Here is a 13693-nt window from a genome sequence, read left to right on the forward strand (position 1 = left end):
TCTTATTTCACCTGATGCAACAAGGGATGCAGCTTTCCGGAATGTTTTGTTTCCATGGTTTCTTTAACAACAATTAGTGGTTTCAATCCAATTGATTTAACCGGGATCCAGTGTCTGTTTTTGGCAAACGGATAATTGGGCAATTGCAACTTAACAGGTTGTTTGTTCTTGTATTGTTTCGTCCAATCCACAATGTAGCCCTCAACCCAAGCAGTTGCCAGTTCCGTCAGTTCCTGAAGCTCTCCTATTTTTTTTCCTTTTGATTTGCTTACCATTCCTTCAAATACTTTCTCAGCCTTATTTTCATAAAGATTTTCTCTCAGTTCCTCTACATCAGAGACAACTGTTGCCCAACGGTATTTGAGTTCCTCTCTCCCAATGTGGAGTGTATAGGCCATATTTTTCAGATCAGTATGCTTATTTTCCTGAATAAAATTCAGGTAATTACTCTTCAATTGTTGAAGTGCAGACTTCGTATTGGCAGATAAACAAATCACAACCGGTTCATTTCCTGAAGAATAATCCGGTGTTTTTTTAGAATATTCCTGTACAATTACATGGGCATTTGAGCCTCCAAATCCAAAGCTGCTCACTCCTGCAATTCTCGGTTTATCGGATTTCCAGTGTTGTGTTTCTTTTACCAGTTCAAACGGACTTCCTTCCAGCTCCAGATATTCATTTGGAGAAGTAAGATGAGGATTGCCCGGCAATGTTTGATGCTGCATACTAAGAATCACTTTAAGTACACCAGCAATTCCTGCAGCGGATTCAAGGTGACCGATATTTGTTTTTACGCTTCCGAGCTTACAAAATAATTTATTCTTTATCGGTAAATTTTGAACGGCAGCAATTTCTTTAAAAGCTGCTTTTAATGCTTCCGTTTCAATCGGATCTCCAAGAGGAGTTCCGGTACCATGAGTTTCAATATAGGTTACATCCGTCAAAGAAACTTTGCTTTTCAAATAGGCATTTACCAATAAATCTTTCTGTGCTTTGGGGTTCGGAGATGTTAATGTATTTGCTTTTCCGCCATGATTTTCATTACTCCCTTTAATAATTCCGAAAATGGTATCTCCATCTTCTTCTGCCTGTTTCAATGATTTCAGCAAAATAAATCCGACTCCTTCCGAACGTACATAGCCATTTGCTTTTTTGTCGAATGTTTTACATCTTCCATCTTCACTAAGCATTCCAGCCTGTGTAAATGACAATGTTAAGTCGGGAGCCAGTAAAGCATTAACTCCTCCGGCAACAGCCATAGAACAGTTTCCGGATCTGATGTTTTCAACCGCCCGGTGAATTGCAACCAACGAACTGGAGCAAGCTGTATCAATAGCCTCACTAGGACCATGCAGATCAAACAGGTAGGAAATTCGATTGGCCAAAACAGCATGAGAATATCCTGTGGAAAAATGGGCTTCACTTACTACATCTGCATGTTCTTTTAGCAGAACGGAATAATCTGTGGATGAAACCCCAACGAAAACTCCGGTATCTGTTCCTTTTAAATCTTCCGGACGAATGGCAGCATTCTCAAATAAATGGTAGACCAATTCAAGTGTAATACGTTGTTGCGGATCCATCAACTCTGCTTCATGCGGAGAAATATTAAAAAACAAGGCGTCAAATTTGTCAATGTCGGTAATGAATCCGCCATGAATTGCCTTAGTTTTATTTTTTTCTTTAAACGGGTCGCCGAAATAATTCTTCCAACTCCATCTGTCTGCAGGAATTTCCGAAATTGCATCATGTTTATTGACCAGATTTTTCCAGAAGATATCCAGATTTTCTGCTCCTGGCAGTCGCCCGGCAACACCAACAATTGCAACTTCTTCCCGTTCAATCCTTTGTGAATGTATTTTTACTGTTTCTTCATTTTCTATTTCTTCCGGAATATCGAAAACTGATTCGTTTGCTTCGAAAGATGATGTATTTTCCTTTACCACATGATCGGTATGGTCTTCCAGCAGGAATGAACCTAGCTCATGAAGTGTAGGATAGTTATAGAAAATGGTAGGCATCAGATGAAGATCATAGGCTTCGTTCAGCGCATTGGAAAACTGGGTCAGTGAAATCGAGTCAAAACCAAATTCACCGAATTCAAGTTCCGTATCCATTTCTGCAGCATCCAACTTCAATATATCAGCGGCCAGCTTTAGCAGATTATTTCGAAATACTTCTTCCTGCATTGTTTTATCAATAACCGTTTTCAACACTGGTTTCTTAGAAGCAATTACAGGTTGATTATAAAATTTCTTTTCGAGAATATCCTGATCACCGTATACCAATCCCGCCACAGAACAGCTGCTTTTCAAAATAGCATCCAGAGCTTCCATTCCCAAATTGGTTGGAAGAGGTTCCATTCCCCAATGTCGCTTTAAGTACTGTTCTGAGGACTCGTCGATCTGCATGCCACCAGAACGCCACAACGGCCAGTTTATACTCAGGGTCTGTCCGTGTCTTTCTCCGCGTTCAACTAAAATATTACGGTAATGTGTGTAATCATCCAGATAGGCATTCGCAGATGCATAATCTGACTGACCAATATTGCCCAATACAGCAGATACAGAAGAAAAATTAACAAAAAAGTCCAGGGACTCATCTTTGGTTGCCTCGTCCAGATTTATAATCCCTGAAATCTTAGGATCAAACACTGCTTTGATTTCTTCGTGGGTTTTCTGAACCAATAAACTGTCTCTGAGAACACCTGCAGCGTGAATGATTCCGGTCAGACACCCATATTCCTCTTTGATTTGGCTTATGAGTCTTTCAACAGAAACGGTATCGTTTACATCGGTTTGAAGGTATCTCCATGAGGGTTGATCTGACAGTAACTCCTGCTGCTTTGCATTGGCTGTTCTCCGTCCTGATAGAATAATTGTAGCTGTTGGATAATTCCTGCTGATGTGCTGGGCCAACTGAATACCTAAACCGCCAAATCCGCCTGTAATAAGGTATACCCCTTCCGGGCGAAAGGAAATGCTTCGGCTATCCGTAAGGTCCACAGACCTCAGCGTACACACTGATCGGATTCCTCCTTGGTAGCGGATCTCTTTGGAAGCAGTATTGAATTCATTTTTTAGGATCTGCACCCATTTTTCAGGAGCATTAAAATCTTCCAGTCCAAGAATTCTTCCTGTAAACCAGGAACATTCCTGCTCTGCTGATTTGATTAATCCGCGTAAAAATCCAAAGCAATGATAGTGAGACGTTAATCCCGCAACAGTAAGATTCAATGGTGATTTGCTGGTGATACTTTTAAGAATCTCTTTCTTTACTCTTTCAAACAGATCAACAGAAGAAGATGAAGAAAGATGAAGGACTTTACAGTCCAGAGATTCCGATACTGAAGCGATAAGCTCTTCCGAAGCATCGATCAAAACAATTGTAGCGGCTGGGGATAAAGTAACATCTGCATCCGGCACAAGATTTCCCTGTTTCCAGGTACTTTGGTAGTAACTCACTGAAGCTGTTTCTGATGTGGCATCAAGATTTTTGTGGATAATTACCGGCAACTTTTCTGCAGTTTCATCCGGTTTTCTATCATTTACTTCTATCCAAAAACGCTTTTCTTTGAACTGATAAGGTGGCAATTCTATTTTTTTAACATGGGAAGAATTTAATAATTCCCAGTCTATTTGCACTCCTTTTGTCCATAAACCAGCCAATGAATTCAATTCTGAAAAACGAACTGCTGCATCAATATATGCTTTTCCAGCTTCTCCGGTAAGCAACAATTCTATCTTATCTTTTCGTGTATTTCCTTCAAAATATTTTTTCGGAGAAGAGACGTTATCCAGGTAAGCTGTCAACTGCTGCAATAAATCCTCAATTGAATCTGTAACAAAGGCTAAACGATACTGGAATTCATCTCGTCCTACCTGTAAAGTATAAGCCAGATCGTGAAGAGAAATATCGGTTCTTATATTCTCCTCTACAACCGGCAGTTTATAAAACGCTTGTAATTCTTTTCCCCATTTGCTTTCAATATGAGTTATTAAATGAGCAACGGATGTGGTATTTATGATTTCATGCTGGAGTTGATCAATGTTCCAGTGATCTGAAAAATAGACAGCAAAAGTAACGAGGTCAAATTGCTGAATATTCAGTTCTTCAAAACTCATGTCGGGTCTGATCTCTGTTTGCAAAATGCTCAGGTGATCTGAAAACCATCGAAGTAATTCCTTCTTCAATATATAAGATAATGCAGGTTTTCTTTGATGAGAATCTCCCAATAAAAATGCCCGTAAAGCAATAATATACTTTTTTAAACTATCTTCAGACTTGGCTGAAACGGGAACTATCAGTTTCTTTTTCTCTTTCTGAACAGGCTGCTTATTTTTAACCTGATAGGCAGTAACAAGAATATGTGCATTGGAACCACCGGCACCAAAAGAGCTTATTCCAGCTGTTAATGGATACTTTTGTCCATTTAATTGAACTTCTTCCCAATTATCACCACTCTGAGCAATAATAAACGGTGTATTTTTCAGATCAATCATCGGATTAATATCTTCCGAATGCAATGATTTGGGAATATAGCGATGCTTCATACTGTATAGCACCTTTGCAAGCCCTGCAAGTCCTGCAGCCGTTTCAGCATGACCGATATTGGTTTTTACAGAACCTATTTTACAGTATCCATTGGGTGGACTGCTGATTCCTTGTTCTGAAAACAAATCAGAAAAAGCCATTTTCATACCGTTGATTTCAATCGGGTCTCCCAATGCTGTCCCGGTTCCATGCGCTTCAATATAGCTGATGGTTCTCGGATCTATGGAGGATTTTCGGATCGTTTCTTTGATCAGTTCTGCCTGTGCAAGCGGATTCGGTGCAGTTAACGAAGCAGAGGCACCGCCATGATTTTCCGAAGAGCCCACAATTACACCGAGAATCGGGTCATTGTCTCTTTCAGCAGCACTTAACTTCTTCAAAATAACGGCTCCTACTCCATCTCCCCGAACATATCCGTTTGCCTCTTTTGAAAAAGTTTTACAACGTCCATCCTCACAGATCATTCCTGTTTTGGCATATTGAATATGCATCGTAGGATCCATCATGATATTTGCAGCTCCTGCAATTGCCATTTCACAACCTTCGTTCTGAATAGCAAGTGCAGCTCTATGAATAGCTACCAGAGAACTGGAGCAAGCTGTGTCAATAACGTGACATGGTCCATTCAAATTCAACTGGAATGCGATTCTGCTTGGGCAGAAGACATGCGATGCAGCCGTCAAGGTCATGGCATCCAGCGGTAACTTCTGTAGCTTGAGCTGATAATCCATGAGATTGATTCCCAGAAACACAGCTATTTTCTTTGAAGAGAGCGAGGCTGTGCTATAGCCTGAGCGGTAAATAGCTTTCCAGACGCTCTGCAAAAAGAGCCTGTGTTGAGGGTCCATGAGTTCTGCCTCTTTCGGTGAAATGGTAAAAAATTCAGGATCGAACTGATCAATTTCAGGAATAAATCCACCCCATCTGACATCCGTTTTATTCTCTTTCTGTGGGTTCCCAAAGTGATTTTCCCAATTCCATCGGTCAGCAGGAATACTTTCGATACAATTATCTTCATTTCTAAGATGTTCCCATAATTCCTCTGCGGAACGACTTTTTGCAAACATTCCATCTATTCCGATGATGGCAATCGGTTCATAGCCTGAAGGTTTTATTTTTTCTTCTATTGCCAGGGTTTTCGTATGGCCAGTCTGTTTACTTAAAAACACACTTCTGTATTTTTCCAGCAATGCTTTTTCTTCAGCATGTGTTTCTGCTTTCATAACAGAATCAGCCCCGGAGACCTCTCTTTCTGTTATTTCTACAGTCGATTTTCCTTCCTGGAACAATTCCGGATTTTTTTGATAAATAATTTCCGCCAATCGCTTTAAATTTCTGGCTTCAAAAAAAATGGTAGCATGCAGTTCAACAGAGAATTTGCTGCTAAGACGTTTGATAAATTCTGTAATAAGCAACGAATCCATACCATATTGAGAAACACCATTGTTTACATCAATTTTATCAAGTGGAAGCTTTATTAATGCTGACAATTGTTCGGTAAGTTCCTGTTCAATAAAAGTAAGATGCATTTCTGATGATAGTGCAGTAGCCTGGTGTGCAGCAATAGTGTCAGGAGTTTTTACTTTTTCAACAAGTGATTTGCGGGCAAGTTCTATTAATTCATTCTCTAGGTAGGCTTTCATTTTACTCTGAATAGGATCCATAAAAGTGAATTAGGAGTTAGTTAACATATCGGTGTAATAATTGACTTCTTTGAGATATTTCCAGAGATCAACTTCCCATTGATGTCTGTATGAATCGAGGAAATTCCGTTGTCCCATATCCGGAATATTTTCATTTTTTGCTTCTTTGAATTGCTGAAGGCCTTTTTTCCCGGATCGGATGGCATGGATATACTCCACGCAAAAATTAGCACTCGACTCAATAAAACTTCCAAAACCTGTGGCTGAATTAATGAATCCGACAAACAGCAGATTATCCATACTTTTTGGAACCATATGAAGGAAAAAGTCGGGAACTCCATTTTTCATATCAACTAACCCTTTTTCAAGAAATGAAAAGTCACGGTCATAGCCTGTGGCACAGATAATCAGGTCAATTTCGGTTTCTGTTCCGTCTTCGAATTGAACTATTTTCCCTTCCAGTTTACTGATATCCGGTTTTGGTTCAATGGATCCATGGCCGATATAATACAGAATCTGTGAATTCAGAATCGGATGTGCCTCTTGAATCGGGTAATCAGGTTTTGGTAATCCAAAGTCTGTTCCGTCGAACCCGGCAAGTTTAAACACCTGCTCTATATAAGCCATTCCTTCTTCTTTCGATTCAAATTTATTTCCAAGTGAAAGCATCCAGTCTGAAGTAGGCATTCCATTGATAAATTTCGGCTGATAATAATATCCTCTTCTGGTACTATGAAATACCGCTGTGGAATGATGAACACAATCTACCGCAATATCACAACCTGAATTTCCGCCACCCATTACCAGAACGCGTTTACCTGCTATCTGATGAGATCCTTTATAATCCAGGGAATGAAGGACTTCTCCTGTATAATCAGAAAAATTCAATTTGGGAAATCTCCCGATACGCTGCAAACCATTGCATACAATTACAAAGTCATAATACTCGGAATGTCCATTTTCAGTATTTATCCTCCAACCATCTTGCTCTTTACGAACAGATTTTACTGCTGTATTGAACCGGACATGTTTATAAACCCCTGAAGATCTTGCTACTTCTCTCCAATAATTGAGTACTAATTCGTGTTTGGGATAATGCGGATAACTCTCCGGCATTGGAAAATCCATCAACTGAGTAATTTTCTTTGATGAAATAAGATGAGCAGATTCATAAACCCGGCCACAAAGCTCATTTGCATTCCATACTCCGCCGAAATCGGCTCCAGCTTCGTATAAATCATATTCAATTCCGGATGTGGAAAGCTTACGTGCGATAGAAATACCGCTAGGCCCTCCGCCAATAATACAGATTTTACTCATAGTTTAATTTTGATACAAAAATTCCGTTATCATTTCTCCTTCTCTTACTCCTTTGAATGCAAATTGCATGATACCCTGAGAGTTGAATAACAGAAAGTCATAACTGTTTTTGGTTTTCTTGATTTTAAATGGCATTAGTGGATTTAAATCTCCTTTTATATTGATTTCTTCCGAAAAATAGGGAAGTAAATCTTTTGGTTCTGCTGAATAATTGACTGTCTTTGAGTTGACAGAAGCCAGTATTTTACGAATAGTCCAGAGTCCCTGAAATGCGTTGAAAAGAGTTCCTGTTCTTACTTCTATTATTCCATCAAAACTATTCTTTCCTGCATGAATTTCAAGAATTCTGCAAGGGTTGTGAACGGTCTGTAATTTACGGTTCAGCAGCTGTGAATCCAGTTGATTCAATTGTTTTTCCTCCCAGGAATTGATCTTATTATAATCATCTTCCCTATTACATTCATGCATTTCACCAAAAAACAGGGGTTTTCCGGATTTGCTGAATTCAAAATATTCTGCTTCATCTTTTCTGATGATTCTTAATGGAACCTGGTCTCCAGATTTTAAATCCATATTCTCTTCTGTCCAGAATACATTTTTCAGAATATATTGTTTACCAGAATGATTGTCCTTAAATATTCCGCGAATTAATTCAGGAAATAATAACCCAAAGTCTTTGTTTATCCACCCCGCTAAATCCGGAATTAAACAATTGATCAGTTCGTCAGTTAAACAGGATCTATCGTAGTTATAAATCTCATGGGATTTATAATTTTTTACTTTATCTTTTTTTGAACCAGGAATCCAATATCTTTCTTTTGCGAACGGATAAACCGGTAAATCAGTTAACCATTTAATATTTGAAGAAATATACTGTTTCCAATCAACTGTTCCTCCGGCTACCCAATATGCTGCAATTTGGTCCCAGTCAGCATTTTCCGGAAGGACTTTTGCAGTATCAGGATTTGCTTTCCCGTGAACCAATCTATTATTGGGGTTGTGATGCTCAAAATCTTCAAGTGCAGACATTAATTCTTCCTTTTCAGAAGAGACAACAGCAATTCGTTGCCCTAATTCAGCCCTTCCCATCTGCAATGTTGCAGACAGTGCCTGCAAGTCTGTATTCTCATTTTGAAGGATGTATTTTTTCAGCTTTCCGGCAAGTTCCCGTAAAGCTTCAGCAGTAACTGCGGAAAGCACAAACAATAATGGACAGGACGTATCTCTTACTTTCTGAATTCTTTCTTGTTCGATATGAGATCCAATTATTACATGAGCATTGGTTCCTCCAACACCGAAGTTGCTTACCCCGGCAAAAAGTGTATTATTTTCATTTTCAGAAACCCATTTCTGAAGATTCTGCTGTATGTAGAAAGGACCTGAGTGCAAATCTATTTTAGGATTTAACTGTTTATAGTTGATGGTAGGAGGAATTTGCCGATGCTTCATTGCCAGTAAAACCTTCAGAACACCTACTAAACCGGAGGCTGCCTCCAGATGGCCAATGTTACTTTTTACAGAACCAAGTCCACAGCTATTAGGTCTTATTTCACCATTCATTTTATTGGCAACATCATTCAGTCCGTTGATTTCAATTGGATCACCCAATGATGTTCCTGTTCCGTGAGCTTCCAGATAAGACAAATCACTCATCGTTAAATTTGCATTTTTCAGTGCAGCAATAACCAATTCAGATTGCTGTTTAGGATTGGGAACAGTTATTCCGCTTACTCTTCCTCCGTGATTAACAGCTGATCCTTTGATCGTTCCAAGAATTTCATCGTTATCTGCCACTGCTTCACTCAGTGGTTTCAATAAGAACAAGACAGCTCCTTCAGCCCGTACATAACCATTTGCATTTTGATCAAACGTACTGCATTTTCCATCTTCACTTAACATTTTTGAAGTATAATATGAGATGGTTTTTGCACTGTTACACATCAAATGAACTCCACCAACTATGGCTTGTGTACATATTCCTGCCTGTAATGCCAAAATCGCGTCATGCAGGGCAACCAATGATGACGAACAAGCCGTATCAACTGTTTTACTGGGCCCCTTAAGGTCAAAGAAATAGGAAATACGATTGGAAAGAAGTGCAGATGCGCTTCCGGTTACACTGATTCCAGATGTAGAGTTGTATGAAAGCTGTTCATAATCACTTCCGCTTGCACCGATAAATACTCCGATATCTTTTCCTCTATACCTGTCCGGATGATATGCTGCACGCTCAAAAAGCTCCCAGGATAGCTGAAGAAGCAAACGTTGTTGTGGATCCATTAATTCAGCTTCTAAGGGAGAAATAGAGAAAAAGGAAGGATCAAATTCATCCAGTCCGGTAATAAAACCTCCTTTATCTATTCCTTTATGTAAGATTTCCGGATTTATTTCTTTCGGCCATTCCCATCTTCCCTCCGGTAAACTTCCAATAACTGATTCTCCGGATTTCAAGATTTCCCAAAAAGCTTCTGCTGTATTCGCTCCGGGCAATTTGAAACTGGTTGCTACAATAGCAATTTCGTCCTTCGTTTTTTCCTTTTCAATTTCGAATGCTTTAACTGTGTTTCCCGATCTGTTCAAAACTATATCAGCAATTTCTTCACAGTTCTGTGCTCCATAAAACTTGCTAGGATTTGTATTCAAATTCAGGTCAATATTCAGTTGCTCAGAAAGTTCCATAAACAAAATGGATTCGATTCCAAGGAGAGATAAATCAGTTTTGGATGAAATGGTTACTCCTCCAAGCATTTCGGATAAAATTCCTCCAATCTTTTGAATCAATTCTGTTCTTTCTATACAGGTTCTGTTTTCTGTAAAATCTTCAATCTTTTCAGACTGCTGTACAAACGGTCTTGTTTGTTCATCTGAATGTTTCTCTATTTCTGCTGTCCATTCTTTTTTAAATTCACGAACAACAAACTGTTTGGAAATCAGTGCCCGATCTGCTTTTCGGTATATTGAAGAAGAGATTTGAATTTTATTTTTTTCCAGGAATTCATAATGATTCAGTTCGTAAACCAGCTCATCTTTTGGGTTTGCATTTCCGAAATAAAAAATATCGCGGGACAAACAAACATTGGATTGGGTCCAGTCACTATCCTCGATATCCAGTATTTCGTTAAAGACCTTACGTTCACAACGGTCGTTGATCATTGGATAGGAAGCAAAATATAACAGTCCAACACCATTAATATCAGAGAATGGATCTATCTGATAAGTATATTGAGCAATACAATGAGAAGTAACTTTAAAACTGTTCCCGGCAAATGTATGCCACCACTCTGATTTATCTGTATCCGACAAATTGCTTTTCATCTGCAGAAATCCTTTGGCAAATTCAGGTAATTCTTTATGTGTTATTGTTTTTTCGTCTGCCTGCTTTACGGGAGCTGACTTTTGCAATTCTGTATTGTCTGTAGCTCTTGCAGAAAATACAGTCATTAATGAAGCCCTTATTTTATGATATGCCCCTGTTAATTCCTGTTCTGAAAAGAACATTTTATTACCGAATCTGGAAATTTCGCTGGTAATTCGGATCGGATCATTTTCTTTAAATGCAGATAGATCTTTATCTGATTCCCATTTTATTCTGACAAAACTGGCATAGAGACGTTCACCGGAATGATCTACAAGTTTGTCTGTAGAAATACCCAGGCTACCAGAAATCAAATTCCAATGATGATCACCAAATTCTTTTAAGAACCAATTTTCGGAGAGACCGGCTAGGGATAAATGAGGCATCCCCAAAGTATAATCTTTACCTTGTGTAAAAAAAGTTTCTGTCATAATTTACAATATTTAGCAACTTCCTGCTCTATCAGCTGTTTCTTTGCTACCATGTATTGCCTTTTTTATAGGGTATACAGATTAAAAAAAATCAATATTTTTCAGATAGAAATCTTGGTTTAATTCCAAAAATCTCATTGAAATTCTACTTTCAATTATTGTATAATTATGTAACTCCATCCTATGTTTAAAATTTAAAAATGCTCAACTTTTACTAGTTAATCTCTCAACAAAAATGATATCATGTTTACTTCTATCCTATCCCTCTTTGGAATAAAGATTATAGTAAGGTGATTTTGCTAAGTAGTGAATACTACCAATAAGTTAATTATTAAGTTCCTGGTTTTTAGATTGCCAATATAACACCATTAAAATTCACGCACAAATGAAATAGAAATTTTATAGAAAAACATTCATAACATTGCAATAAATCAAATAATTATAACATAAATTAATAGCATTAAAAGTAAAATAATAATTAATTTCGTTTAAATAAAGAAGAGAATATATCACCAATTAAAGAAGAAACAAGGGTGTATAATTGATATCCTAAGAAAAATGAGGTAACGGTTTGGGCTGTGAACTGAAAGTCTAAACTTATGAGTTTTTTTCAATAACGGGTAACTAAACATAGTGTTTCATAGTAGAGATTATGAAGCAGCAACTTTGGAATAAATATATTGTTTGTACCAGGCTAATTTAGAGAAGTAAAGGATAAATTATGTTTTGTTTTGACACTATCCAATCATTTACTTGACAGAAAACATTTTGTTCTGCCCTGGTGATGGTAAAAATGAATGTTCATCAAAATAAAAAAAAATCACTATTTTACATTTCAACGAATTGATTATCAATTAGTTATTTAAAAAATAGTAGATTGTATTTTAGTATTAAAATCAGTCTATATTTCACTCTTCAACAAAGCTCTGGGTTGACTTTACAACAGATATTTTACCACCAACAGAACACTGACAAGTAGAGCTGTCCAGCAGCTCTTTTTTACCCTCAATTTCAAAATCAGAGGTATTGTCCCATTTAACAGGTGAAGGAGTGCAGGAAGACCTTAAAACACTGCATACTCCAAAAGGTTTGATATTACTGTTAGGTTGCTTGTCTTCCTCTGTAGCCTGTAGCTTATCTTCAATGTTCATAAAAGATTGACTGGTTACTGTGATAGGTGTTGGTACAGATCCTTTATCACATTTTAGCTGGGTGGTGTCTGTGATATGATTTGGCATTTTATCATTTTTTTGAAGTTTTCTTTTTGGGTGTCACTCCAATGAGCTTTCTTATGTAGTTGTCTAATTCTTTAGATTCATAGAAGTCCATGCAATGCCAAAAGATATAGTTAGCTTTATTGTCTTCCAAATTCTCTACTACATCCATTTTATAATAATTTGAAGTTGTTTTATTAACAAAAGTATCTAATGAGTTGAGATTATTATAGTCTGCATTTTGAATCTGAAACATGTAAGATGCCGAGTAATCATGGCTAATAAATAAAGAGTCTACTTGTTTATAGTTAGTTGACAAGCATTTGTATAGAGAATATTTTTTTAAAATTATACTTTCATTCTGTGCTACTACTGTTATACTAGATAGTATACTTAAAGCTGTAATTATTATTTTAGTTCCCATACTCTTATTCTATTAGTCTGTACAAAATCAAGTTCGTTTTTCTTATTAATCTTTAAATAAAGCATGCTAAAGTAATATTTTGCATTTGTAGGGTCATCATGCTGTGCATCTCCAGGGTATATTAAATGTTGAGTATCCCATAATGTAAAATGCCCAGTTGCATCATCCCATCCAGAAACATCAAAAACTATCACCCCTTTTGTTTTTCTTAGTTCTGTCCATTCGGCAGGGCTTATTACTTTTTTCATTGCTTTTAACTGTTGCCACTCAGTAGGGTTTACTGATTTTCTTTTTTTATAAGTATCAGGCATTTTTATTGGGTCTAATTTAATGTCTATTTCAGGTTTACCCAAATGGTCTGCAAGATACGGGCTTAGCTCTCTAACCCTCAGCCAATAAGAAAGATTCTTATCTCCACTCATCACTCCTCCTTTTGTTCCATAGCCTGAATTGCTTTTAGGTAATTTAAAGCCACTTAAATTTAGCCCTCTACTCATTCTTATTGCACAAGAATTTGCCAAATAAGATTCTAATAATTCTTCATCAGTCTTAAATTTTGGAAAATTGCCACCAATGTCACTATATAAATCTTTTGATTTAATAGAGCTATTAGGGTAATTTTTAATCATATCTCTCCAACTTGGTCTTAAAACCTGAACTGGTCTTGTCTGTTGGTTTCCACTTGTGGCAATAATACCTCTCTGTCGTTCTAGTAGAGTTGGTATAAAGTTATTAATATTCATGATAATGTG

General features: G+C 37.5%; 6 protein-coding genes. All 6 read right to left on the minus strand.

Annotated elements, in window-relative coordinates; all coding sequences use genetic code 11:
- Nucleotides 1-2 precede the first annotated feature (2 nt).
- The 6 genes from M2372_RS06480 to M2372_RS06505 all read right to left on the minus strand — a co-directional run bounded on the left by M2372_RS06480 (nt 3) and on the right by M2372_RS06505 (nt 13684).
- Nucleotides 3-6218: an SDR family NAD(P)-dependent oxidoreductase gene (locus M2372_RS06480; protein ID WP_123319608.1), complete on the minus strand. Its 6216-nt coding sequence runs from the start codon at nt 6216-6218 to the stop codon at nt 3-5.
- 9 nt (nt 6219-6227) lie between these two features.
- Nucleotides 6228-7517 (minus strand): NAD(P)/FAD-dependent oxidoreductase, encoded by a 1290-nt coding sequence (locus M2372_RS06485; protein ID WP_123319609.1) that lies wholly within the window; start codon nt 7515-7517, stop codon nt 6228-6230.
- Nucleotides 7518-7520: 3 nt separating this feature from the next.
- Nucleotides 7521-11303, minus strand: a complete 3783-nt coding sequence (locus tag M2372_RS06490) for a Pnap_2097 family protein (protein ID WP_123319610.1) — start codon at nt 11301-11303, stop codon at nt 7521-7523.
- 908 nt (nt 11304-12211) lie between these two features.
- Nucleotides 12212-12541 (minus strand): DUF4280 domain-containing protein, encoded by a 330-nt coding sequence (locus M2372_RS06495; protein ID WP_123319611.1) that lies wholly within the window; start codon nt 12539-12541, stop codon nt 12212-12214.
- Between the two features lie 4 nt (nt 12542-12545).
- Nucleotides 12546-12773 (minus strand): hypothetical protein, encoded by a 228-nt coding sequence (locus M2372_RS06500; protein ID WP_228455718.1) that lies wholly within the window; start codon nt 12771-12773, stop codon nt 12546-12548.
- A gap of 152 nt (nt 12774-12925) precedes the next feature.
- Nucleotides 12926-13684 carry a T6SS effector amidase Tae4 family protein gene (locus M2372_RS06505; protein ID WP_123319613.1) on the minus strand — a complete coding sequence of 253 codons (759 nt, stop codon included), beginning with the start codon at nt 13682-13684 and terminating at the stop codon, nt 12926-12928.
- Nucleotides 13685-13693: the final 9 nt, after the last annotated feature.

The sequence above is a fragment of the Chryseobacterium sp. BIGb0232 genome (genome assembly GCF_024810195.1).
Taxonomy (GTDB): domain Bacteria; phylum Bacteroidota; class Bacteroidia; order Flavobacteriales; family Weeksellaceae; genus Chryseobacterium; species Chryseobacterium pennae.

Bases quoted from the DNA above. Each gene is read 5' to 3' on its own strand.
- M2372_RS06505 (WP_123319613.1), bottom strand. From the start codon at position 13,684: ATGAATATTAATAACTTTATACCAACTCTACTAGAACGACAGAGAGGT.
- M2372_RS06495 (WP_123319611.1), bottom strand. From the start codon at position 12,541: ATGCCAAATCATATCACAGACACCACCCAGCTAAAATGTGATAAAGGA.
- M2372_RS06480 (WP_123319608.1), bottom strand. From the start codon at position 6,218: ATGGATCCTATTCAGAGTAAAATGAAAGCCTACCTAGAGAATGAATTA.
- M2372_RS06485 (WP_123319609.1), bottom strand. From the start codon at position 7,517: ATGAGTAAAATCTGTATTATTGGCGGAGGGCCTAGCGGTATTTCTATC.
- M2372_RS06490 (WP_123319610.1), bottom strand. From the start codon at position 11,303: ATGACAGAAACTTTTTTTACACAAGGTAAAGATTATACTTTGGGGATG.
- M2372_RS06500 (WP_228455718.1), bottom strand. From the start codon at position 12,773: ATGTTTCAGATTCAAAATGCAGACTATAATAATCTCAACTCATTAGAT.